The 24,807-nt window shown below is 72.5% G+C and carries 11 protein-coding genes; 2 read left to right on the top strand and 9 right to left on the bottom strand.

What is annotated here, in order from left to right; all coding sequences use genetic code 11:
- Positions 1-15 precede the first annotated feature (15 nt).
- Both DRB89_RS17740 and DRB89_RS17735 read right to left on the bottom strand, forming a co-directional pair.
- Entirely contained in the window at positions 16-1,038 is a 1,023-nt protein-coding gene (locus DRB89_RS17740) for a trypsin-like peptidase domain-containing protein (RefSeq protein ID WP_112463337.1), read from the bottom strand.
- 416 nt (positions 1,039-1,454) lie between these two features.
- Positions 1,455-1,946 carry a DUF1269 domain-containing protein gene (locus DRB89_RS17735; protein ID WP_112451093.1) on the bottom strand — a complete coding sequence of 164 codons (492 nt, stop codon included), beginning with the start codon at positions 1,944-1,946 and terminating at the stop codon, positions 1,455-1,457.
- A gap of 288 nt (positions 1,947-2,234) precedes the next feature.
- Between DRB89_RS17735 and DRB89_RS17730 the strand changes: the two genes are divergently transcribed.
- Positions 2,235-2,585 (top strand): hypothetical protein, encoded by a 351-nt coding sequence (locus DRB89_RS17730; RefSeq protein ID WP_239516204.1) that lies wholly within the window; start codon positions 2,235-2,237, stop codon positions 2,583-2,585.
- Positions 2,586-2,686: 101 nt separating this feature from the next.
- Here DRB89_RS17730 and DRB89_RS17725 read toward each other — a convergent pair whose 3' ends face one another.
- From DRB89_RS17725 to DRB89_RS17710, 4 genes are all read right to left on the bottom strand, one after another.
- On the bottom strand, positions 2,687-3,946 hold the full coding sequence (locus DRB89_RS17725; RefSeq protein WP_112451095.1) for an arginine deiminase: 1,260 nt from the start codon (positions 3,944-3,946) through the stop codon (positions 2,687-2,689).
- Between the two features lie 109 nt (positions 3,947-4,055).
- Positions 4,056-5,516, bottom strand: coding sequence for a basic amino acid/polyamine antiporter (locus tag DRB89_RS17720; RefSeq protein WP_112451096.1), 1,461 nt, complete (start codon positions 5,514-5,516; stop codon positions 4,056-4,058).
- A 51-nt stretch (positions 5,517-5,567) separates the two neighbouring features.
- Positions 5,568-7,100, bottom strand: coding sequence for a Na+/H+ antiporter NhaC (nhaC, locus tag DRB89_RS17715; RefSeq protein ID WP_112451097.1), 1,533 nt, complete (start codon positions 7,098-7,100; stop codon positions 5,568-5,570).
- Between the two features lie 151 nt (positions 7,101-7,251).
- Positions 7,252-8,796: a HEAT repeat domain-containing protein gene (locus tag DRB89_RS17710; RefSeq protein ID WP_239516203.1), complete on the bottom strand. Its 1,545-nt coding sequence runs from the start codon at positions 8,794-8,796 to the stop codon at positions 7,252-7,254.
- Positions 8,797-9,065: 269 nt separating this feature from the next.
- On the opposite strand from DRB89_RS17710, the gene DRB89_RS17705 reads away from it, so the two are divergent.
- Entirely contained in the window at positions 9,066-12,512 is a 3,447-nt protein-coding gene (locus tag DRB89_RS17705; RefSeq protein WP_162688623.1) for a caspase family protein, read from the top strand.
- A 94-nt stretch (positions 12,513-12,606) separates the two neighbouring features.
- On the opposite strand, the gene DRB89_RS17700 is transcribed toward DRB89_RS17705, so the two are convergent.
- The 3 genes from DRB89_RS17700 to DRB89_RS17690 form a co-directional block, all read right to left on the bottom strand.
- On the bottom strand, positions 12,607-15,666 hold the full coding sequence (locus DRB89_RS17700; RefSeq protein WP_112463336.1) for a class I adenylate-forming enzyme family protein: 3,060 nt from the start codon (positions 15,664-15,666) through the stop codon (positions 12,607-12,609).
- A gap of 73 nt (positions 15,667-15,739) precedes the next feature.
- Positions 15,740-19,066 carry a non-ribosomal peptide synthetase gene (locus DRB89_RS17695; protein WP_112463335.1) on the bottom strand — a complete coding sequence of 1,109 codons (3,327 nt, stop codon included), beginning with the start codon at positions 19,064-19,066 and terminating at the stop codon, positions 15,740-15,742.
- Positions 19,063-24,735, bottom strand: coding sequence for a non-ribosomal peptide synthetase/MFS transporter (locus DRB89_RS17690; protein ID WP_112463334.1), 5,673 nt, complete (start codon positions 24,733-24,735; stop codon positions 19,063-19,065). The genes DRB89_RS17695 and DRB89_RS17690 overlap by 4 nt, the downstream gene beginning before the upstream one ends.
- Positions 24,736-24,807: the final 72 nt, after the last annotated feature.

Below are 24,807 nucleotides of genomic sequence, written 5' to 3'. Positions count from 1 at the left end.
GCTCGCACGGGCGGGCTAGAAGGAGGTCCCGAATCCATTGGTGCCGCTGTTGCCACTGGTGCCGCTGTTGCCGGTGCCGTTGCCCGTGCCGCCGGGGCCGCCCTTGCGCAGGGAGGGCAGGTCGGCCTTGATGGTGTTGACCGGGATGGCGAAGCCGAGGCCGACGCTGCCGGCGGAGCCGCTGTCGCTGGAGGGGGAGTAGATCGCGGAGGGCATGCCCACGATCTCGCCGTTCATGTTGACGAGGGCGCCGCCGGAGTTGCCGGGGTTGAGGGAGGCGTCGGTCTGGATGGCCTTGTAGGAGGTGGTGTCCGTACCGGTGTCCCCGTTGAACTGCTGGCCGCCGTAGGAGAACGGGTAACCGCCCTGCGGGGACTGCTGCTTCTCGGACTTGGGGACGTTCACCTCGCGGTTCAGCGCGGAGACGATGCCGCTGGTGACCGTGCCGGTGAGGCGGTCGGGAGAGCCGATGGCGACGACCTCGTCGCCGACCTTGAGCTTGTCGGAGTCGCCGAGCTTGGCCGGGGTCAGGCCGCTCGCGCCTTCGAGCTTGATGAGGGCGAGGTCCTTGTCCGGGTCGGTGCCGACGATCTTCGCGTTGTACTTCTTGCCGTCGCTCATCGTCACCTGGATCTGGGTGGCGCCGTCGACGACGTGGTTGTTGGTGACGATCTCGCCGTCGGCGGTGATCACGACGCCGGAGCCGGTGCCCTGGCCGGACGAGGTGCGGGTGTCGATGCGGACGACGGAGGGGCTGACGTTCTCGGCGACGCCGGAGACGGTGCCGCTGTTCGACTGCGAGATGGTGCTGCCGTTGACGCCGGTGCCGGTGCCGTTGGTCTTGTTGAGCACCTGCTGGACGGCGGCGGCCGTGCCGCCGCCGATGACCGCGGCGGCGAGGGCGACGGCGGCGAGGAGGGCGACGGGGCGCTTCGCCCTGGCCGGGCCGCGGTGCGGGGGCGGGGCCGCCGGGGCTTCGCCCCAGGTGGCCCAGCCGCCGGTCCCCGCGGGGCTCGCGGGGACGGTCTCGCCCCGGATGACCGGGGGCGATGGCGCTTATACACATCTCCGAGCCCACGAGACAGGCAGAGGAGGCATGGGTGAGGGGGGTGGGGGCACAAGCGTGACGTGCCGCAGTCCCCCCGAGCGGGGCAGGGAAACCAAGGCCTTCAGCCTGCTGCGGCGCGCCAAGCTCCGCGTCGCCACCTTGAGCGACACCGCCTTCGCTTCGGTCGGCGGGAAGCGGGGCGCCCCATCGTGCGCCGCGCCGTGACACATCCGCCCGCGCCCAGTGGGCCGCCATGGCGGACGCCGGCCGTTGCGGCTCTGCAGCGGGACATCGGCCCCCGCATTGCCACCGCCCGACGCCTTCTCCAGCTCGTGGCAGCCGTTCGATGTCGACATCACCTCATGCTCGATGCCGTCCTCACCTGCCGCGACCCGGCAGATCGCACCTATGACTGAGAGCCGGCGAGTTGCTCGGCCAGCTCACTCTCCTCAGCAGTGCCGAGCGAGGTCTTCAACACCGTGCCACCGTGCTGCCGCATGGCCTCGGAGAACCTGTCCTCCGACACGATCATTCCCATGATCGCCACGGCCGCCGATCCAGGATTGAGGAGGTCTTGAACGCGTCGGCGGAATTCCTCATCGACACCTGATTTGCCGAGCTTCCCCAGCAGTCCGCCGACCGCCGCGCCGGCAACGAACCCGACGCCGGGCAGCAGGAACAGCACGCCGAAGACGATGCCCCACACCGCCCCGGCCGCGGCCGACGGACCGATGAGACGGCTCGGCGTGTCCACGTGGGTCTCGCCCCGCACATCCACCGACACCACCGCCAGCCCGCTCACGCTGACGACGTGATCCCGGTGGAGCTCCTGCACGGTGGCGTAGGCCCGCCGGGCCGTCTCGGGGTCCTCGTATCCGATCACCATCAGCTCCGACACGAACGCCTCCCGGTGTGGCGACAGGACCTCAACGCACGCTAAGTCTTCGTGGGGGCTTCAGCATCCCACCACCGCCGTGCGCGGAGACGTCATGGGCCGGAATGCCGATGGAGGGGCGCCGTGGCACGCTGAAACAGGGGATCCAGCCGGTCCGGGGATACCAGGCCGGCTCTGCAACCCAGGGAGATCGAAATGGCCAGTGACGCCGGCGGACCCCGAGCAGGCAGCGCACCCCCGAGTCCCTGGCATGCGCCCACATCCGGGACCACCGTCTTCGCGGCAGCCTTGATGATCTTCGGTGGAGCGATGGCGATCTTCGAAGGGATCGCGGCCATCGCCAAGGACGGCCTGTTCCTCGCGACGCGGCACTACGTGTTCGAGTTCAGCCTCGCGGGCTGGGGCTGGGTACACCTCATCCTGGGTCTGGTCCTCGTCTTCGCCGGCTGCGCCGTCATCAGCGGAGCCCTGTGGGCGCGCTTCTTCGGTGTCTCCATCGCCGGGCTGGGCGCGATCGCCAACTTCCTGTGGCTGCCGTACTACCCCTTGTGGGCCCTTGTGCTCATCGCCGTCAACATCTTCATCATCTGGGCCCTGTGCACGGGTATGCACCGAGAAGCGGACGCGCGCCCGACTGCCTGACCCACCCGGACCCGGCCTTCCCGTCGCGTCCGCTCACGTGGGACCTGCGGTCGGGCGGATCCGACGGGCTGCGCCGCGACGGTGCGACGGTGCCCGGCCCGTCAGAAGGAGACGGCGTCGCGGATGAGCGGGCAGGTCATGCAGTGTCCGCCACCGCGCCCGCGCCCGAGTTCGGCACCGACGATGGTGATGACCTCGACACCGGCCTTGCGCAGCAGCGTGTTCGTCTGCGTGTTGCGGTCGTACGTGAAGACCACGCCGGGCTCCAGGGCGACCGCGTTGTTGCCGCTGTCCCACTGCTGGCGCTCGGAGGCGTACACGTCCCCGCCGGTCTCGATGACCGTCAGCCGGGGGAGCCCGAGGCCCTTGGCCACGACGTCGACGAACGGGCTCGATCCCTCGTCCGTGATCTCTACGCCCACGGGTTTGTCGCTGGGGCGCAGGGAGAAGGTGTGCACCGCGTCCATGATCTTGGGATAGAGGGTGACGATGTCGCGGTCGGCGAACGTGAAGACGGTGTCGAGGTGCATGGCGGCGCGCAGCTTGGGCATGCCCGCGACGATGACGTGCTGGGCGGCGCCGTTCTTGAACAGGGAGGCGGCGACTTGAGTGATGGCCTGGCGGGAGGTGCGTTCGCTCATGCCCATCAGCACGACGCCGTTGCCGACCGGCATGATGTCGCCGCCCTCGAACGTGGCCTGTCCCCAGTTCTGTTCGGGATCGCCCCACCATACGGTGGAGGCCTTGAAGTCGGGGTGGAAGGTGTAGATCGCCTTCATCAGGAGGGTTTCGTCGTGCCGGGCGGGCCAGTACAGCGGGTTCAACGTGACGCCGCCGTAGAGCCAGCAGGTGGTGTCGCGGGTGTAGAGGGTGTTGGGGAGGGGCGGCATCAGGTACTCCCGCGCACCGGTCGCCTCGCGCGCGAGCGCCACGTAGCCGGACCGGAAGTCGTCCGGCAGGTCGGCGGTCGACAGCCCACCGATCAGGAAGTCGGCCAGCTCGCGCGGGGTGAGGGTCTCCAAGAAGGCCCTGGTGTCGTCGAGGAGGCCGAGGCCGACCTCGTTGGCGGTGATCTTCCGGTCGAGGAGCCAGGTCCTGGCCTCGGCAAGGGCCATGGTCTCGGCGAGCAGGCCGTGCAGCTCGACGACCTCGACTCCGCGCTGGGTGAGCTTGTTGACGAAGTCCGCGTGATCGCGCTGGGCGTTCTCCACCCACATGACGTCGTCGAAGAGCAGGTCGTCCGCATTGGTGGGGGTCAAACGGCGGTGCGCGAGCCCGGGTGCGCAGACCAGGACCTTGCGGAGCCTGCCGACCTCGGAGTGGACGCCGAAGGCGGGTCGGGGGGTGCTGTCGGTGCTCAACGCGTTGCGCCTTTCGTTGGATGGACCGGGGATCAGGCAACCTGACCGGGGATCAGGCAACCTGACCGGGGATCAGGCAACCCGATCGGGGACCGGGTTCAGGTGCGGATCACAGCTCGATCCAGCCCACGGCCAGAGCGAGCACTCCCACAAGAGCGCCGGCGATGGAGACGGCACAGATGACGGCCTCGCCGGGGGAGAACAGACGCCGGTTCTGCTCCCGCCGCGCCTTGACGAACAGGAACGTCGCCGGGGCGTAGAGGATGAAGGAGACCAGGACCAACTTGAGCCCGGCGGCGAAGAGCAGGAACGCCGTGTACAGCGTGGCGACCACCGCGATCACCAGTTCCCCGCGCGTGCTCCGCCCGACGGTCTCCTCGCGGCCCGGCCCGAGGGCGACCTTCACGGCGAAGGCCGCGGCGAGCAGGAAGGGGATCAGGCTCAGCGCGCTGGTCAGGTCGAGCGCGAAGTTGAACGCGTCCGCGGAGAACATCGTGACGACCAGGACGACCTGGCTCAGGGACGTGGTCATCAGCAGTGCGGGAACCGGCACGTCCTCGGAGGTGGCCCGCCCCAGGAACCGGGGCATGTCCTTGTCCTTCGCGGCGACGAAGAGCACTTCCGCGGCCATGAGCGTCCAGGCCAGATAGGCGCCGAGGACGGAGACGATCAGGCCGACGCTGACGAAGACCTTGCCCCAGGTGCCGACCGCGTGCTCCAGGACACCGGCCATGGAGGGCTGGCGCAGCTCGGCGATCTCGGCCATCGGCATGATCCCGTAGGACACGATGGTGACCGAGGCGAAGACGGCGAAGACGCTGAGGAATCCCAGGACGGTGGCGCGCCCGACGTCCTCGCGCCGCTTGGCGTGCCGGGAGTAGACGCTCGCCCCCTCGACACCGAGGAAGACGAAGACGGTGGCCAGCATCGTCCCGCGGACCTGGTTGAACAGTGAGCCGGCGTAGTCGGCGCCGCCCCAGTTGGCTGCGAAGACGTCCGTGTCGAGGCAGAACAGCGCGAGGGCGACGAAGACGAGGATGGGCACGACCTTCGCCACGGTCACGATCTTGTTGATCGCGGCCGCCTCTTTGACTCCGCGGCGGATCAGCAGGAAGAACGCCCACAAGCCGACCGAGGAGAGGATGACGGCGAGCAGGGTGTCCCCGTCGCCGAGCGCGGGCCAGATCGCGCCGATCGTCGACATGATGAGCACCCAGTAGGTGACGTTGCCGACGCACGCGCTCGCCCAGTAGCCGAAGGCGGAGAAGAACCCGAGGTACTCCCCGAATCCGGCCTTGGCGTAGGCGTACACGCCCGCGTCGAGGTCGGGCCTGCGCACCGCGAGGGTCTGGAACACGAACGCGAGCATCAGCATGCCCGTACCGGCGATCGCCCAGGCGATCAGGGCGCCCGCAACCCCCGTCTCCTGGGCGAAGCGGCGCGGTAGGGAGAACACCCCGGCGCCGACCATCGAGCCGACCACCATCGCGGTCAGTGTCAGCAGCGTCAACTTGACGGCCGGCTTGCCCGCGGTGGTCGCCGCCGCGTCGTTGGTCTCGGCGTTGCTCATGGCTTCCTTCGTCTACGACTCTCGGTGGTGGGGGCTGCCGCGGGCTGTCGGCTACGGGCCGATGGAGGCCCCGGACCCGGACCCGCCCTCGGAGCCGGTCACCGACCCGGCCTCGGGCGGTGCGATTTTCTCGATCTTGAACCCGGTGATGCCGTAGAGGACGCTCAGGGCCGGGCTGGCGTAGTTGAAGATGGCGAACGGGGCGTAAGTCAGGGTGGGGACGCCGAGCACCGCTCCCATGAACGCGCCGCAGGAGTTCCACGGGACGAGCGCGGAGGTGACCGTGCCGCTGTCGGCGCAGAGACGGGACAGGTTCGTCGGTGCGAGCCCGCGCTTCTCGAACTCCAGACGGAACACCCGCGAGGGCAGAACGAGGGCGATGTACTGGTCACCGGCGACGACGTTCAGGCCGAAGGCGCAGGCGAACACGGTGAGGAACAGTCGGCCGGTGCTCTTCGCCGAGCGGATCAGTGGGTTCACGAGCCGGGCGATGAGGCCGAACTCCTCCAGCACGGCACCGAAGGTGACCGCACCGATGATCAGCCAGAGGGTGAGGAGCATGCTGTCCATGCCGCCACGTGAGAGCAGCTGGTCGATCAGCGGGATGCCGGACTGGATGGAGAATCCGTTCGCCATGGCGAGCCAGATGCCCTTCAGCGACTCGAACACGACGTTTCCGGACCCGGCGACGAAGTCCCGCATCACGGAGGGCTGCAGGAACGCGCCGAGCACGCCCGCGAAGAGGGCCGCGCCGATGAGGGCGAGCGAGGCCGGCACCTTCCTGACCGACAGGAAGGCCAGGAGGGCGAGAGGGAGAAGGTTCAAGGGAGTGATGTGGTAGATGTCGCCGAGGCGGGCGAGCTCGATGTCCTCTCCGACCGGGTTGACCACGTCGGCACCCTTGACCAGGCCGATCACCAGGAAGACCGCGAAGGCGATGACGAACGCGGGCAGTGACGTCCACGCCTGGCGTTTGATGTGCTCGTGGACGTCGACCTTCACCATCTGGGCGGTCAGCACCGTCGTCTCCGACAGGGGGGAGAGCTTGTCTCCGAGGTACGCGCCCGAGATCACCGCACCGGCTGTGATCGCCGTGGACACGCCGATCATGTCCGCGACCCCGACCAATCCCACACCGATCGTGCCCGCGGTCGTCCAGGAACTCCCGATGCTCATGGCGATGACGCCGCAGATGACGGCCGTGGCCGCGTAGTACCAACTCGGTGAGAGCACCTGGATGCCGTAGTACACCAAGGTCGGGATGGTCCCGGAAAGGTTCCACACCCCGATCAGGGCGCCCACCGCCAGGAGGATGAACACCGCGCTGGTGATCGACGAAAGGGCGCGCTGGCCCGCCTGCTGCACCGCACTCCACGGGTGGCCGTTCTTCATCGCCACCAGCGCCGCAGCCATCGCACACAGCACCAGGGCCACCTGGATCGGCCCGTCCAGCGCGTCGAGCCCGAAGAGGGCCAGGGACCCGGCGACCAGTACGGCCAGCACCACCAGGGGCACGATCGAGTCGAGCAGGGACGGCTCGCGCAGCGGAGGGCCCGGTGCTTCGCCTTCTTCCTCGTCCCGCATCCCGGCCCCGTTCGCGCATGGGCATCGGCCATGAGGCCGCACCCCTCCGACGAAGTGGAATATAGCCCCAAATCGGCAGATATCCCGTAACTGGGTGGGTGTCGCGACCTGACGGCCGAAGTCGACCCGCGGGCCTGTCGAGCGAACGGTGCTACAGGCCCGCCCTCGTCAGCAGCCCCTCCATGTGCTTGACGGGAAGGAACGGCGAGGCGGCAGCGGCTTCCGCGACGTCCGCCGTGGAGTCGGTGAGCAACCGCAGCAGAGAGGGGAGCGGGAGGTTGCGGTGGGGCGCGACCGCGTGGCGGACCCGGGGTTCGGGGTCGGAGGCCAGCTTCTCGGCCAGGCCTGGGGGAAGGTCGGGGTCCCGGGGTGCGAAGGAACGGAGCCGGGGTTGAGCGTCAGTGGCGAAGCGGCGCAGGGTTTCTGCGGGGAACGAGAGAACCTCGGCCTTGTCCCACCAGAACGTGTGCTTGTCCCGCCAACGGTAGGCGCGCTCGATCCTCTCGGCGGTCTCGGGATCGACCAGATGGGGGGACGTGCTTGCCATGGTGAGGCGGACGGTCTCCTCCTCGTCGTCGAGCAGTTGAGCCACCGCGTGGACGGGGAGGGTCTCGCTGCCGGCCGCTGAGACTCGGAAGCTGACATAGGGCGAGTCGATGTGCGGAAGCGGATCGGCCGTGACCCAGGGCAGGTCCAGCCTCCGCAGATCCTCTTCGGCCATGCCGTCTCGATGCCACTGCCGGACCGCTTCGGCGTCGGCGTCAGGGCCCGGCCTGGCCATCGAACGCGACAGCTCGTGCACCGAGGCGCAGATCTGCGCGCGCACGTCCTCCGGCGTATCGGGGCGGCCGAAGATGTTCACCCGGACGTTCAGCGCCGGATCGACGGCAAGGGCCTCGAGCACCGACCGGGGCAAGTCGGGATGCCCGGCGAGTTCGGCACGTACCTTGCTGTTCGGATCCTCGGCGAGCTGCCGGAGGGTGTCCGCGCCGAGCGCGGCGTGCATCACCGCGCCCACCCGGGTCGCGGGGTCCGCCAACAGCGCCGGCAGCAGGTCCGACGGCGGTATCGGATGAGGCCAGTCCGCGAAGTAGGTCGAACAGGCCGCGGCGCGGACCTTCGGCTCGGGATCGGTCAGCAGGATCCGGCGGACCGCTTCCGGCGCTTGTGGCCAGTGCGTCGCCAGCGCGGCGCGGATCGCGGGGTCGGAGTCGGAGACGAGGCGGGCCCGGAGGTCGGGCGGCGTGCCACGGCTGTTGGCCAGGTACGTGCGGACCTGCGGATCGGGGTCGTCGATGAGTCGCTCCAGCATCTCCCTCGGCGCGGTGGCGGAGCGGATGACGAGTGCGGACCGCACCGATTTGTCCCGATGGCCGGCCAGAAGGATGCGGAACCGGTCCGGTAGCCGGTCGTTGAGCGCCAGGCTATGCAGGAGCCAGTGGTCGTCGATCGCGATGATCTCGGCGATCAGGTCCTCGGTGAGGTCTGGACGCCCTGCCACTCTCCCGCGATCCCCCTGCCAGGCGAACAGGCGCCGGACCATGGAAGCGGGCAATGCGGGGTTCGCCGCCAAACCGTTCACCACACCGTCGAGGTGGACAGGAGTCAGGTCGTCAGCGTCCATGAAGTCCAGGGTGCCAGGCAGCCGGCCGAGTTGAGGGGTTCCTGGAGCGATTGGCATCCTCGTCGGCTCCATCCGCCAGGACTCCACCCCCGGCGGATGGAGCCGGGAGCGTTCACGACCGCGACCATCAACAGGCTGCGCGGTACGTCCGGCAGCGCCCCGCGCACCTCGCTCTCGTCCAGCACGTAGGCAGGTCGGCCGAAGTCGTCGCCGATTTCGGTGAGGGGAACTCTGTCAACGTGAACGTGACGAACTCCGGCGGACGGCCGGCGTGCTGATCTAGTGTCGATGCGCGGGGAACGGGTGCGCGTACGAGGTTGAGACGGGGAGAGGGGGCGGCCGTGGGCGATGTCGACACGGGGAATGTCGGTGTCGGTTCGGGACGCCGTTACGCGCTCGTGGTGGGCGTCTCGAACTACGCATCGGATCTTCCCGACCTGCCCGGAGCCGTGGAGGACGCCCAGCGGCTGGCCGACCGGCTGGCCTCGATGGGATACGAGCGGGTGCTGGCGGAGATCTCGGCCGATCCCACGTCGGCGGTTCTGCGGCGCGGTATCAGCGAATGGGCCGGCGAGGCCATGCTGGGACCGGACGACGTGGTGGTCGCCTACTTCAGCGGGCACGGCGTCCTGCGCGAGGGCCGGCACTACCTGCTCGGATCCGACGACGAGCCGGACCGGCGGCACTCGGGTCTCGCCGGAGCCGACCTCGTCGGCTTGGTGGCGGACAGTCTGGCGGGGCACTCGCTCACCCTCATCGACACCTGCCACGCAGGCGCCGTGGTGAACGACGTGGCGCAGTGGAGCGCCGAGTTGGGACGTGCCGGGCGTCAAGGAACAGCGAGCTGGGTGCTGACCTCTGCCCGGGGCGCCAAACCCGCATACGGCGGAGTCCTGGTGGACGCGTTGGAGGACGTCTTCGCCAGGCCGTCGGCCGGTCCGCGGCAGCGCTTTCTCGATGTGCGCGAGGTGACGGAACGGGTCAACCGGTACTTCGCCGAGCACGAGGTGCCCCAGCGGGCGGGCCTGGTGGGCCCCGGGGCAGGCGGAGCGGATCCGTTCTTCCCCAATCCCGCCTTCGTGCCCGGGCTTCCGCGCGACGCGCTCGACGTGGCGAGCGTCGTCAGGATCCGGCAGGCGCAGCAAGACCACTTCGAGCCGCGGAGCAGGGGTGTCGCGCATGCCGCGGAACCGGGGGACTTCTTCTTCGGACGCACCGAGGCGTTGACCCGGGTCGCCCAATGGCTACGGTCGCCCCACTCCGGGCGCAGGGCCCTGGTGGTCACCGGAAGTCCGGGTTCCGGCAAGAGCGCAGTGCTCGGCCGGGTGCTGGCGCTCACCGACCCGGACAGTCCCGCCCGCCTGAGCACCGCCCCCGAGGCGCTGCCGCCCCCGGACCTGACCGTCATCCCGCTGCAGGGCCGCGGCAGCACGGCCGAAACCGTCACCGCCGACTTGTCGGCGGTGCTCGACCTGCCGACCACCGACCGGGAAGGCGTCCTCAGGGCGCTGGGTGCGCGGACCGATCCCGTCGTGGTCTTGCTCGACGCCTTGGACGAGTTCGAACCGGACGAGTACCGCCGGGTCGTCGCCGACTTGGTGCGGCCGCTGACCTCCCTGCCGGCGGTCCGGCTGATCATCGGTACCCGCCGGGCTCAACTGGCCGAGCTCGGTGCGCCCGTCGACGTCATCGACCTCGACGCGCCGGAGTTCCGGGACGAGGAAGGCCTCCGGGCGTACGCGTACCACCTCCTGGTCGACGACCGGACCCGACAGAGCGCCGGCCGTCGCCGGGTGTACCGCGAGGCCCCGGCCCGTGCCGCGACCGCCGCCGAGGCCATCGCCCGCGAGGCAGGACCCTCATTCCTCGCCGCGCAGCTGGCGGCACACGCCCTTGTCCATGCAGCGGGCCCGGCGGACTCCGGACCACCGGAGCTGTCACCGGCCCAGCACCTGCCGGATCCCTTCCGTGACGCCCCGGGGTGGTTCGAGAGCTGCCTCGACCGCTTCGGCCCCGACCGGTCGCGGGTCGTACGCCTCCTGCTGCCCCTCTCCTACGCCCAGGGTCCGGGCCTGCCGATGACGCTGTGGCCCGCGATGGCGGAAGCGCTCACGCACGAGCGGTACACGGACGACGATCTGCGCAGGTTTCTCGCACGGGGAAGCGCCCTCGTCACCGAGACCGCGCTCCCGACCGGCACGGTCTACAGGCTCTTCCACCAGTTGCTTGCCGAGCACCTGCAAGGTTCCGGGCAGGACCAGGTCCGGCACCGCCGGATGGTGAGGGCCCTCACGGAACGGGTACCCGTCCTGGCGTCCGGCGAGCGGGACTGGGCCTCCGCGGACCCGTACATCCACGAGCACCTGGCCACGCACGCGGCGGCCGGCCACGTACTGGGCGACCTGCTGCAAGACGCCGGCTACCTGCGCCACGCCGCCCCGGAGCCACTGCTCCGTGCCCTCGCCGACAGCGCGGCCATCGGCCCCGCCCGGCCGCCGGGAGACAGGAGCCCCTCCGCTCCGTCCGGCCCGGACGCTCGCACGGAGGCGGCCGATCAGGCTGCCTCGCACCTCCTGTCCGCCCAGCCGAACGTCCTGGTCGTCGCGACGGAGTGGTTCTCCGCCCACGGCGGCCTGAGCACCCTCAACCGCCATCTCTGCGTGGCCCTCGCCGCCGCGGGCGCCAGGGTCTTCTGCGTCGTCCTCGGCGCCGAGGACTCCGAGGTCGCCGACGCGGCGACGAAGGGCGTCGCGCTCCTGTGTCACCCGGGTGCCCCGGGCGCGCCCGAGTACGGCAGGCTCACCCGCCGCCCCGCACTCCCGCCCGGGGTGGAGCCCGACCTGATCATCGGGCACGCGCGCATCACCGGTCCGGCCGCAGCCCACCTGCATGAGGACTTCTTCCCGGGGGCCCGGCGGCTGCACTTCGTCCACATGGCACCGGACGAGATCGAATGGCACAAGCTCGACGACACCACGGACAAGGCGGATCGAGCGGAGGAGCGCACCGAGATCGAACGCCGGTTGGGCGCTTCCGCCCACCGCGTCGTCGCGGTGGGCCCCCGTCTGCACGCCCGGTTCCGCAACGAACTCTGCGACACCGAAGCGCCGGAGCCCTTGAGGCTCGACCCGGGCTTCGACCTCCCGGGTTCGACCCTGCCGACCGTGCGTACCCCGCCTCCCGGCAGTCCGCACAAGGTGCTGCTGCTCGGCCGGACCGACGACGCCCGGCTCAAGGGAGTCGACCTGGCGGCTCGTGCCTGCGGCTTGGTGCACGACCTGCGCACCAAGGCATCGGCCGAGCCGATCGAACTCGTCGTGCGCGGCGCACCGCGCACGACGGCCGACGTCCAGCAGGACACCATCCGCACGTGGTCGGGCAACCCGGGCCTCCCGGTGGTCGTGCGTGCCTACTCGAGCGAGCCCGGCCGTCTGGAGGCCGACATGATGCGGGCGAGCGTGGTCGTGATGCCCTCACGCTCCGAGGGGTTCGGGCTGGTGGGCCGGGAGGCGATCATCCGCGGCGTACCGATTCTGGTGAGCGCGAACAGCGGACTGGCCCAGCTGCTGCGCGAGCACCTGGGCGACGACGCCGACCACCTGATCGTTCCGATGACCGGGAAGGACGACGAGGACGCCGCGGTGTGGGCCGCACGGATCGAGAAGTGCTTGGTCGACCGGGAAGCCGCCTTCACCCGCATCGCCGCCGCGCGCGGCCGGCTCGCCGCCCGCGTCACGTGGGCCGGCGCCGCCGCGCTCGTACTGGGGGAGGCGCCGCCCCGGGCGTGACGGCGTCGCGGCCACCCCTGCTCCGCAGCTCCCGCCGGAGGCGCCGAAAGCGCGGGGCGAGCGGCGGCTCGCCCGAGGTCGAGTACGTCCCCCGTCAGCCGCAGGCTGTGGTCAGGGCGGCGGTGAACTCCTCGGCCAGTTCGGTGATGACGGGAAGGTCGAAGGCCAGCGCGTTGTACTGCAGCCAGCACCGCAGGGCGCCGTCCGGCTGTTCGACCACGGTCAGCTCGGGCACGCCGCGGTCGCCGCCCGGCAGTGGCCAGGGCACGGTGCTCCCGCGCGGCAGCTCCCAGGGCTCGCAGGCCAGGCCGGGCAGTTGCGCGGGCGCGGCCCACGCCTCGTAGCGGAGCCAGGCCGCGAACGGCACGGACGGGCTGAACTCGGCGAACGGGTACAGCTGGTGGTCCAGGGCCTCGCTGTAGACCGCCCGCAGCCGGTCCACCAGCTCGGCGAAACCGGGTCCCCCGCTCGCGTCCACCCGCAGCAGCAGCGACTGGACGAAGCAGCCCACCGTGCGCTCGGCGTCCGGGCGCGGTCGGCCGGGCACCGGGGTCATCACCACCAGGTCGGGACGGCCGCTGCGGCTCGCCAGCAGTCCGGTCCAGGCCGCCGTGACGGCCAGGAAGGGGGTGGCGCCCAGCTCGGCCGCCCGGGCCCGCAGGGCTTCGGCCAGCGCTGGAGGCACCTCGAACTCGTGGGCCTGGGTGAGTACTTCGTCCACCGTGCGGCGGCCGGCGAACTGCTCGACGGCCTCCGGCGCCCCGGCCAGCGCGGTCCCGAAGTGGGCCCGGGAGGCCGGCCAGTGCGCGTTCGCCCAGTCCACCAACTCCTGGTAGCCCGGGCCCGAGCGGGCCGGCGGGGCCGACCGGCCCCGGCGCAGCGCGGAGTAGAACACCCCGAGGTCGGCCAGCAGCACGCCGACCGACCAGCCGTCGGAGACCATGTGGTGCACCGCGACCAGCACCACGTGGTCGGTCTCCGACCGGCTGACCACCAGGAGGCGCGCCATCGGGTCACGGGCGAGGTCGGTGAGGCGGTCGCGTTCGGCCAGCAGCAGGGCGTCCACCTCCGCGTCCGTGGCCCCCGGGGCCCGGGTCAGCGTGATCCGCACCCGGGGCTCCTCGTCCAGCACCGCCCGTACGACCCCCTCTCCCGCCGCCTCGAACCGGGTCCGCAGCGCCGGATGGCGCCGGACCACCTCGGTGAGCGCCAGGCCCAGGGTCTCCGGTTCCAGCCGGTCGGCCACCCGGAACAGCGCCGTCACCGCGCCGGCGTCCCGCCCGGGGGCCTCGGCCATCCAGCGGAAGAAGTTCTCCTGCTGCGAGGTGAGTGCGACGGCGTGCGGCTGCGCGCGGAGCGCGGTCAGGTAGGGCGTCACCGTCTCCGGTGCGGCAGGCGTTCCGTCCGCGGCAGCCCGCCGCCGGTCGGGGTGGTCGACCCAAGCGGCCTGGGAGCGCAGCGAGGGCCGTTCGAAGACCACGGCGGTGCTCGCCCGGACCCCGAACTCGCCGCTGATGCCCGTGGCGAGCTGGACCGCCCGGAAGGAGTCGCCGCCGAGCGCGAAGAACTCGGCGGCCACGTCGGTGACCGGCCGGCCGAGCAGGCGCCGCCAGAGTCCGGCCAACCGCAGTTCCGTCGGCGTGGCCGGGGCGACCGCGGGACCGTCGGACTCCGCGGGCGCGTCGAACAGCGGGCGGAGCCGGTGCTTGACCACCTTGCCGCTCGGGTTCCTGGGCAGGTCGCCGGCGAGCAGGATCCGGACCGGCAGTTCGGGCCGGCTCAACCGGGCGCTCAGGAACAGCCGGAGCTCGTCCAGATCCAGACCGCCGGGTCCGGCCACCACGACCGCCACCGGGACGGCGCCCATCACGGGGTGCGGCAGGCCGAGCGCGGCGGCGTCGGCGACCGCGGGGTGCTCGTGCAGCGCCTCCTCGATCCGCAGCGTGGAGACCTTCAGCGCACCGCTCTTGATGACGTCGCTCTCCCGGTCGACCAGGTACAGGTGGCCGTCCGCGTCGAGGCGTCCGACATCGCCCATCCGCACCCAGCCGTCCCGGAACACCCGGGCGCTCTCCCCGGCGGCGCCCAGGTAGCCGCGCGCCGGTCCGGGCTGGCGCAACCAGACCTCGCCGACCTGCCCGGCGGGCAGCGGGAGCCCCTCCGCGTCGAGGATCCGTACGTCACGGGGGTCCGCCGGGCGGCCCAGCGAGCCCGGGCGGCGGGTGTCGACCACGGTGGAGATCTGCGCGGGCGAGGCCTCGGCGGAGGTGTAGGTGTTGACCAGCGTCGCGCCCGGCAGCGCCGCGGCCAGCGAGGCCGCCACCGGTACGGGCAGTGCGGCGGCGGATGAGTTGACCAGGCGCAGACTGCTCAGGTCGTACCGCCCGGCGGTGCCCGCGTTGACCAGTTCGATCGCCATCGAGGGCACCAGGAAGGCGGTGCCGATCCCGAACTTCTCGACCGCGATGCCGAACTGGTCCGCGTCGAAGCGCGGCAGGCTGAGCGTGGTGGGCGCGGCGGTCAGTGCGCCCAGCAGCATCACCTGGCCCGCGTTGGTCCCGATCGGGAAGGCGTGCAGGGCGTGCCGCGAGTGCGCGTAGGCGCGGCGGCGGGGGTGGGCGGCCAGGCCGGCGGTCAGGTTTCCGTGCGCGGCGAGCACGCCCTTGGGCGCGCCGGTGGTGCCCGAGGTGCCGATCACCTGGGCCGGGTCGGCCGGGCCGACCCGGTGCGGCGGGCCGGCCGGCGGCTCGGGGTGCGCCGCCAGCAGGGCGTCCAGGCACAGGTCCACCAGGCCCTGGACGGTGCGGAGTTCACCGTCCCGCAGGACCGTGCCGGCTTCGGCCAGCACGGCCAGGGCGGCGACATCGGTCTCGGACAGGTCCTCGCGGACCGGTACGGGCACCCCGCCCGCGTACTGGACGGCGAGGAAGGCGACGGCGTACCGCTCCCAGCGCGCGTTGGAGAACCGCAGCACCACCCGGTCGCCCGGCTCGACCCCGGCGGCGGCCAGCCCGACGGCAGCGCGCAGCGCCTCCTCGCGCCACCGGCGGTAGCTGAGTTCACCGCCGCCGACGACCTGCAGCGCCACGTGGTCCGGGTGTTCGGTGGCCCGCGCGTCGAGGAGCTCCGGGACGGTCGTCGCGGCGGGCGGCATGGTGGTGTCGATGGTGTTCTCCGGTGCGATTCGGTGGGATTCGGTGGGAGGTGGGTAGGGCGGGCGGGCGGAGTCAGTCCAGCCGGTCGGCGGCCTCCTCCTCGCTGAGGGCGTCGATCTCCGCGATCAGCAGTGCCTCGATCCGGGCCGCCAGGGCTGCCGGGGTGGGGCTCTCGAAGACGTCGCGGATCGACACGTCGAGGCCGACGCCCGCCCGGATGCGGGCGGCGACCCTGGTGACCAGGAGCGAGTCCCCGCCGAGGGCGAGGAAGTCGTCCAGTACGCCGACCTTCGGTACGCCGAGCACCTCCTGCCAGAGGTCGACCACCAGGGCCTCGGCATCGGTGCGGGGCGCCAGGTACCCGGCGGCGGCACCCGCCGGGTCCGGGTCGGGCAGGGCCGCGGCATCGAGCTTGCCGTTGGCGGTGAGCGGGAGGGTGTCGAGCAGGACCACGGCGTCCGGCACCATGAAGGACGGCAGGCGCAGCGCCAGGTACTCGCGCAGTTCGCCCGCCCGCGGTGCGGCCGGGCGCGGGACGGCGTAGGCGATCAGCCGGCGGCCGTCGCGGACCAGGACGGCCACCCGGCCGACGGCCGGGTGGGCGGTGAGGGCGGCCTCGATCTCGGCGGGCTCGATCCGGTATCCGCGGATCTTCACCTGGCCGTCGGCGCGGCCGAGGAACTCCAACTGCCCGTCGGTGCGCCACCGGGCGCGGTCGCCGGTGCGGTACATCCGGCCGTCCGGGGCGTCGGCGAACGGATCCGGGAGGAAGGCCTCCGCGGTCAGCTCGGGCCGGGCCAGGTAGCCGCGCGCGAGGCCTTCGCCGCCGATGTACAGCTCGCCCTCGGAGCCGGCGGGCAGCAGGCTGCCGCGCTCGTCCAAGACGTAGAGCCGCACCCCCGGCAGCGGACGGCCGAGCGGCGGGCGCCGCTCGGCGGCGGGCCCGCCACCGAGGCCGCCACCGAGGCCGCCACGGAGTTCGCCAGCGTCACCGCCACCGAGGTCGCCCGCGGTGACGATGACGGTGGCCTCGGTCGGGCCGTAGGTGTTGACCAGCCGGACGGTGTCGCCGTGCCGCTCCCGCCACCGGGCGAGGGTGACGGCGCGCGCCTCGGAACCGCCGAGGACCACCAGGCGCAGGGCCGGCGGCCACGGGGCCTGGTCTCCGAGCGACACCAGCTCCTCCCAGTACGCGGTGGGCAGGTCGAGTACGGTGACGGACCGGCCGGCCTCGCCGCGCAGCAGGTCGGGCAGCATCCGGCCGCCGCCGGGCAGCAGGACGACACAGGCGCCCGCGGTGAGGGCGGGCCAGATCTCCTCGGCGTGGGTGTCGAACCCGATGGAGGCGAACTGGACGATCCGGTCGCCCGGCCGAAGCCGGTAGCCCTCCGGTCCTGCCATCCACCGGACGCGCTCGGCCAGAGCGGCGTGCTCGACGGCGACGCCCTTGGGGGCGCCGGTGGAGCCCGAGGTGTAGAGGACGTACGCGAGGCCGCCCGGGTCGGTCCCGGGCAGCGCGGCCCCCGCGTGCCCCGTGCTCCCGGACGCGATGCCCGCGGCTCCGGCCGGCTCGGTCCCGGCCTGCCCGGGCCCGGTGTCCGGATCGTCGACGGCCAGCACCGGGACCCCCAGGTCCGGATGCTCGCCCGCGGTGAGCAGCAGGGCGGCGTCCGCCTCGCCGAGCATCAGCCGCTGGCGCTCGGCCGGGTGCGCGGGGTCGAGCGGCAGGTAGCCCGCGCCGGCCTTCCAGATCGCCAGCAGGGCGGTGACCAGTTCGAAGGACGGCTCGATCCGGACGCCCACCGCACGGCCGGCCACCGGGCCCAGTCGACCTGCCAACTCATCCGAGGCGCGGTCGAGTTCGGCGTAGGTACGGACGCTCCCCGCGCACTCCAGGGCGGGTGCGTCGGGGCGGGCGGCCACCTGGTCGGCGAAGCCGCGCAGGATCGGGCGGGGGGCCTCGGTGACGGCGGGTCCGGCGCCGAGGGCGAGCAGCGCGGCGCGCTCCTCGACGGCCAACAGCCAGTCACCGTGCAGCGGGACCTCCACGTCCACGACGGCTCGGGCGAGCAGGTCGCGTACCCGGCGCGCCAGAGCCTCGACCGTGGGGCGCTCGAAGAGCTCCCGGTCGAAGCAGAACGAGAGCGTCATCCCGCCGTTCGGGGTGCGCCAACTGTCCAACAGCAGATCGGTCTTGGCCCGGTCGAAACCGGAGTCCATGTCCGCCGTCCGGACGCCCGCGGGCAGCGAGGTCCGCTCGTCGGCGCCGGCCAGCTCGTACTGGCTCTGGTGGACGAACACCGCCTGGTAGAGCGGGCCGACGCCGGGCAGCACGGGCAGCCCCAGTTCGGCGGCCACCCGCTCGACCGGGATGTCCTGATGGCTCAGCGCGGCCATCGTGGCGGAGCGCACCCGGCGCAGCACGGTGCGGAAGTCGGGCTCGCCGGTGAGGTCCGCACGGATCACCCCGGTGCGGGAGAAGTAGCCGAGCAGGGCCTCGTGGGCGGTCTCGTTGCGGCCGGCCAGGGGGGTGCCGACGGCGAAGTCGTAGTCGCCGCTCCAGCGGGCCAGCACGCTCTGGTAGGCGGCGAGCAGCACCATGAACGGGGTGCAGCGCTGCTCGCGGGCCAGGGCGTCGAGCCCGGCGACGAGCCCGGGGTCGAGGGCGAGGTCGGCGAAGCCGGCCGGGTGGGCGGGCTCGGCGGGCCTGGGGTGGTCCAGCGGCATCCGCAGGGCGCTGACCCCGGCCAGCCGTCCGCTCCAGAGCCGGACCGCCTCCTCGGCCGCGCCGCCGTCCAGCCTGGTCCGCTCGGCGAGCGCGAAGTCGCCGAACTGGAGCTTCAGTACGGGCAGTTCGGCCGGACCCTCGCCGATCTCCTCGCGGTAGAGCGCCAGGAGTTCACGCCACAGCACGGTGAACGACCAGCCGTCGGAGACGATGTGGTGGACCACCACGCTCAGGGCGTGCTCGTGCTCGCCGGCGCTGACCAGGACGGCCCGCAGCGGTGGGCGCTCGCCCAGGTCGAAGGGGGCGTTGACGAAGGGGGCGCAGGCCGCGGTGAAGGACTCCTCGGCGGCGTCCGGTATCCGGACCACGGTGACTTGGATGTCCCGTACGGGCTCGACGAGTTGGACGGGCTGCTCGCCGTCCAGGGCGAACCGGGTGCGCAGCACCTGGTGCCGCTCGGTGAGCCGGGTGAGCGCCGCGCCCAGCGCCCGCGCGTCGATCGGCCCGCTCCAGCGCCGGTTCAGATACATGTTGAAGCCCGAGTCCTGGGGTCCCAGTTGCTGGAGGAACCAGAGGCGACGCTGCTCGTCGGTCAGCGGATGGCGGGCGATCGGGGTCGGGCTCGGGGTCGGGCTCGGAGTCGGGCTCGGGGTCGGGCTCGGGGAGGTCATCTGTTCATCTCGCTTTTCGCGCGGGCCTGCAGGGTCTCCAGGCCGATCAGGTCGTCGGACTCGGCGTCCGGGACTTCCCGGTCGAAGCGGGCAAGGACGGGGATGCAGAGGCTGATCAGGACCAGTGCGGCCATGGCGAGGCCGAACACCAGGTAGAGCAGGCCGATGCCGCGCCCGTCGCCGGTGCCGATCAGCGCGCCGATACTGGAGGCCAGTGCGCCGCCCTCGTCCATCAGGGGCTGGAGCAGTTCGGGGCCGGCCGGGGCGACCAGGGCGAAGCCGATCGGCAGGGTGGACCAGGCGACCAGGGTGTTCACCGCGATCACCCGGCCGTGGAAGCGCATCGGCACCTTGGTCTGGATGACCGTGGCGTAGATGCCGTTGAGCAGCGCCAGCCCGTAGGTCATGCCGAACGCGCCGACGGCGACCACGGTCACCGAGGGCCGCAGGCCGGTGACGACGCAGGCGGCGGCGAGGCCGAGGGTGGCGAACAGGACGCCGCGCAGGCGCATCCGGCGCGGGCCTCCCCAGACCACCAGGGTGAGGCCGCCGAGGACGGCGCCCAGGCCGGCCGCGGTGGAGACCCAACCGGCCGCGGCGGTCGAGGAGAAGGAGAGCACCAGCGGGGTGACGAGCAGGAAGAGCGGGGAGAGGAAGATGTTCAGTGCCGCGAACCAGAACAGCATGGCCCTGAAGTGGCGGCTGCCGAGGGCCCGTTGGAAGCCGGCCCGGATCTCGGCGGCGACGCTCTCGCGGCGGGTGGCGGCCATCACGTCGGGGAAGCGCACGGCCAGGGTGACGCCGGTGGCGATCAGGTAGCTGACGACGTCGAAGACCAGGATGCCGCCGAGGCCGATCACGTGCAGGATGCCGACGGCGATCAGCGGAACGAGGAACTGGGCGAGGCCGAGGGCCATTTGGACCACACCGTTGGCGCGGCCGAGGAAGCGCTTGGGCACCAGCTGCGGCACCGCCGAGCCCCAGGCGACGCGCTGGAAGGCGAGCGCGGCGGAGAGCAGGGAGATCATCACGTAGCAGTGCCAGATCTCCAGGGAGTCGCTGAGGTAGAGCACCAGCAGGGCCGCCTGGGTCAGGCCGGCCGCGACGTCGCCCCACAGCATCACCCGGCGGCGGTCGCCGCGGTCGACGATGGCACCGGCCAGCGGGGCGGCCACGATGCCGGGCACCAGGCCGAAGGCGGCGAGCATGCCGAGTTGGAACAGCGAGCCGGTCTGCAGGTAGATCCAGATGGGCAGGGCGAACTCGGTGAGCGCCGAGCCGATCATCGAGAGCTGCTGGCCGGTGGCGATGGCCAGGAAGCGGCCCATGGTCGGCCGGACGGGGCCGCGCGCGCGGGCCTTGCGGGCCGTGCGGGACTTCCCCGGCGTCCCGGACCGCTCCGACACCTCCTGCCGCCCGGGGTCCGAGACGGGTTCCGGCCCGGGGTCCGGCTCCGCCGTCTCGGCGGCGTCGCGGGACAGCCCGGCCAACCACCAGGTGGCGTCGGCGGTGCGTTCGTGGCGCGCCTCCTCGCCGGCGGCGATCGAGCGGTGCACCCCGGTCACGATGCCGGCCAACTCCTCGGCGCGGTACTTGAGGTAGAAGTGCCCGGCTTCGTCCAGGACCACCACGGCGGCGGTCCCGGTGATCCGGTGCCACTCGCGGAACCGCTCCTGGTAGAACTCCGTCGCCGGATCGCGGTCGCCGCAGACGGCGATCACCGGCGCCGTGATGGAGCCGCCCTCGCTCTCGTACAGCTCGCCGAAGTAGCGCTCGGCGCCCTTGGTGCCGACCCGGCGGTTGTGCACGATCAGCCGCAGCTGGTCCTCGTCGACCTCGTCCACGTCCAGGCCCGCCGCGGCCAGGGCGTTGATCATGCCCTGGTCGCTGCGCAGGCGGGCGGACAGCTCGGCGAAGCGCTCGGCCAGCGCCGCGCCGCGGCCCTTCGGGCGGGCGAACGGGAAGATGCCTCCGAGGTGGACGGCGTCGATCTCCCGGCCGGCCGCCTCCACCCGGCGGGCGATCTCCACGGTCAGCCGGACGCCGACCCCGCAGTGCCCGTACAGCACCAGCGGTCCGGCGACGTTGGCGACGATCTCCTCGGCACAGAGCCGGGCGACCTCGTCGATGTCCATCGCCTCCTCGCCCAGCTCGTGGCCGGGGACGGCGATGGAGTGCAGGGCCCAGTCCGCCGGCATGGCGTCGGCGAGCGGCTTGTAGATCAGTGCGCTGCCGCCGCCGTAGGGGGCGCAGACCACTGTGGCGGCCGCCTTGCGGCGCTCGGGGGTGAGCAGGTGCAGCAGCCGGCGCGGGCCGCGGTCGGCCTCGGGGGTGGCCACCAGTTCGGCGAGCCGACGGACCGTCGGGTGCTTGAAGAGGTCCATCACGCCGACGGGGGTGGCCAGTTCGGGGAAGGCCCGGCGCATCCGGGCCACCACCTGGGTGGCGAGCAGGGAGTGCCCCCCGAGCTCGAAGAAGTCGTCCAGCGCTCCGACCCGGGGGAGGTCCAGCAGGTCCGCCCACATGGCGGCGATCGCCTGCTCGGTCTCGCCCTCGGGGTCGACGTGGGCGCCGGCGGCCGGGCCGTCCGCGGGCGCGGGCAGCGACGTGCGGTCGACCTTGCCGTGGGCGAGCAGCGGCAGCCGCTCCAGCACCACGTAGCGGGCCGGGACCATGTAGTCCGGCAGGACCTCGCCCAGGGCGGCGCGCAGTTCGGCGGCGGCCGGCGGTTCACCGCCGGCGGGGCGCTCCAGGTAGGCGACGAGGTTCTGCTTGACGCCCTCGCCGCGGGCCAGGACCACCGCCTGGGTGATGCCGGGCAGGGCGGTCAGCGCGGCCTCGATCTCGCCGGGCTCGACCCGGTAGCCGCGGACCTTGATCTGGTCGTCGCCGCGGCCGAGGTAGTCCAGGGTCCCGTCGGTGCGCCAGCGCGCCAGGTCGCCGGTGCGGTACATCCGCGGGCCGCCGGAGCCCGGGGCGCCCCGGTCGGTGCCGGCCGGGCCGGCGTACGGCGCCGCGCCGGCCGGGTCGGCGTACGGGTCGGGCAGGAACCGCTCGGCGGTCAGGTCCGGCCGCCCGAGGTAGCCCCGGGCCAGCCGGTCCCCGCCGAGGTACAACTCGCCGGTGACGCCCGGCGGAACGGGGTTGCGGGCTTCGTCCAGCACGTAGCAGCGCCCGCCGGCCAGCGGAGTGCCGATCGGGGTGTTGCCCGGCGCGTTCAGGCCGTCGGCGGTGACCTCGTGGACGGTGATCCCCACCGTCGCCTCGGTCGGCCCGTAGTGGTTGAACACGGCGCACCGGCCCAGCGCGGCGATGCCCGCCGCCCAGGACCAGGTGCTGGCCTCGCCGCCGAGGACGAGCGTACGGCGCGGCAGCAGCTGCTCGATCGGTGCGTCGGCGGTCAGCGCGGCCAGGTGGGAGGGCGTCATCTTCAGGTGGTCGATGCCGGCCCGCTCGATCTCCGCGGCCAGTTCCACGCCCGCGATCCGGCGCGGCAGCAGGTGTACCCGGCCGCCGGTGGTGAGCGCCAGGTAGAGCATGGTCATGCTGAAGTCGAAGGCGAGCGACTGGAGCAGCCCGAAGGAGGCCCCGGGTTCGATCCGCAGCCGCTCGCCCGCGCCCGCGAGGTAGTTGAGGATCTGGCGGTGCTGCACCGCGACGCCCTTGGGGGTGCCGGTGGAGCCCGAGGTGTAGATCACGTACGCCAGGTGGTCGGCGCCGGACACCTCCTCCAGCGGAGCCCCGTCCCACTCCGCCCCGTCCCACTCCACCCCGTCCCACTCCGTCGCGTCGCCGCCGTCGCCGGTCAGCAGGTCGACCGCCGGGTGGTCGCCGAACCGCGGCCGCAGCACGCTGTCGGTGATCAGGACCTTGGCTCCGGCGTCGGCGACCAGGTGGGCGAGCCGGGCGGGGGGCTGCTCGGGGTCGAGCGGCAGGTAGCCGCCGCCGGCCTTGAGGACGGCGACCAGGGCGACCGCCAGCTCGGGGGACTGCTCCAGGCAGACGGCCACCCGGTCGTCCGCACCCACGCCCAGCGCCCGCAGGCGCCGGGCCATGGCGTTGGCGCGCCGGTCGAGGTCGCCGTAGGTCAGCGTGCGGCCCTCGAAGACCAGCGCCGGCGCCTCGGGCGTCCGGGCCGCCGTCCGGGCCAGCGCCTCGGTGAGCGTGGCGGGACCGCCCTCCGGTAGCGCGGGACCGGCAGCCCAGGTCCCCAGGACGGCCGTCCGCTCGGCCGCGCTGAGCAGCGGGAGTCGGTCGACCGGCAGCGCGGGGTCGGCGACGGCGGCCGCGGTCAGCAGCTCGAACCGCTCGGCGAGGCGCTCGACGGTGCCGGCGTCGAAGAGGTCGGTGCGGTAGGTGAGCAGGCCGTAGAGGCCGCCGTCCGGCTCCTCGCGCATGTAGAGGGCGAGGTCGGCGTGGGTGGTGGTGGCTTCGTAGCCGAAGCCCTCGGAGTCCAGGCCCGGGGTGGGGGTGGCGGCGCGGTCGCCGTAGTTCTGGAAGGCGAAGGTGGTCTGGAAGACGGCGGCGCGGCTGACGTCGCGTTCCACCGCGAGATCGTTGACCATCTGCTCGAACGGCACTTCCTGGTGCGCGTACGCGTCGAGCGTGGTCTCGCGGACCCGGCTGATCAGTCGGCCGAAGTCGAGGTCGGCGGAGAGCCGGGCGCGGATCGGCAGCATGTTGACGAACGCGCCTACGACGCCTTCGAGTTCACGGTGGAGACGGCCGGCGACGGCGGAGCCGACGGCGAAGTCGCGCTGACCGGCGTGCCGGCCCAGCAGGGCCTGGAACGCGGCCATCAGCACCATGTACGTGGAGGCGCCGTAGGTTCGTGCCACCTCGCCGACCTGGCGGGAGAGTTCGGCGCTCCAGTGGAACTCGGTCGCGGCCCCGTCGAAGGTGAACAGCGGCGGGCGGGGCCGGTCGGAGGGCAGCTCCAGGGCCGGGACGCCGTCGAGTTCGCTGCGCCAGTGCTCACGCGAGGCGGCGAGCCGCCCGTTCTCCAGGCGGTCCCGTTGCCAGGCCGCGTAGTCCCCGAACTGGACGGCGAGGGCCGGCAGTTCACCAGGGGCGCCATGGGCGTGGTGGGCGTAGCGGAGGTCGAGCTCCCGGTTGAGGAGGTCGATCGACCAGCCGTCGCAGATGATGTGGTGCATCACCAGCGCGAGGACGTGGTCGTCCTCGGCGATCCGGACCACCAGGGCGCGCAGCAGTGGGCCGGCCTGGAGGTCGAAGGGTTCGGCGATCAGCGCGCCGAGTTCGGCGGCGGCGCGCGCCTCCGGGTCCGGGTCCGCGCTGGCGTCCAGGTGCTGGGCGGCGAACAGCGCGGGCTCGGCGACCCGGACCTCGGCGGTGCCGGCCTCGGTGGTGCGGAAGGTCATCCGCAGGCTCTCGTGCCGGGCCACCAGGTCGGTCAGCGCGGCGTCCAGTGCGGCGCGGTCGAAGGGGCCTCGGAGCCGGCGGGCCGGCGCCAGCGTGTAGGCCGTGGAGCCGGGAGCGAACTGGTCCATGAACCAGAGCCGTTCCTGGCCGCTGGAGGGCGGCGGCGCGGTGTCCGCCGGGCGGGGGTCCACCACCCGGGCGGGGGCCGCCGTGCCGCGCAGCCGCTGGCTGAGCAGGGCGCGCTTGGCTGCGGACCAGTCGGTGGGCAGGTCCTGGGTATCCGTCATCGGGTTCCTGTTCGGGCGATCGGCGGGGTGATCGGAGGGTGCGGACGCGGCGGGGGCCGGGCACGGCAGAGC

It is taken from the genome of Streptomyces sp. ICC4 (assembly GCF_003287915.1).
GTDB lineage: Bacteria > Actinomycetota > Actinomycetes > Streptomycetales > Streptomycetaceae > Streptomyces > Streptomyces tritrimontium.
Note: the sequence above shows the minus strand (reverse complement) of the source record. Positions and strands in the feature narration are given on the sequence as shown.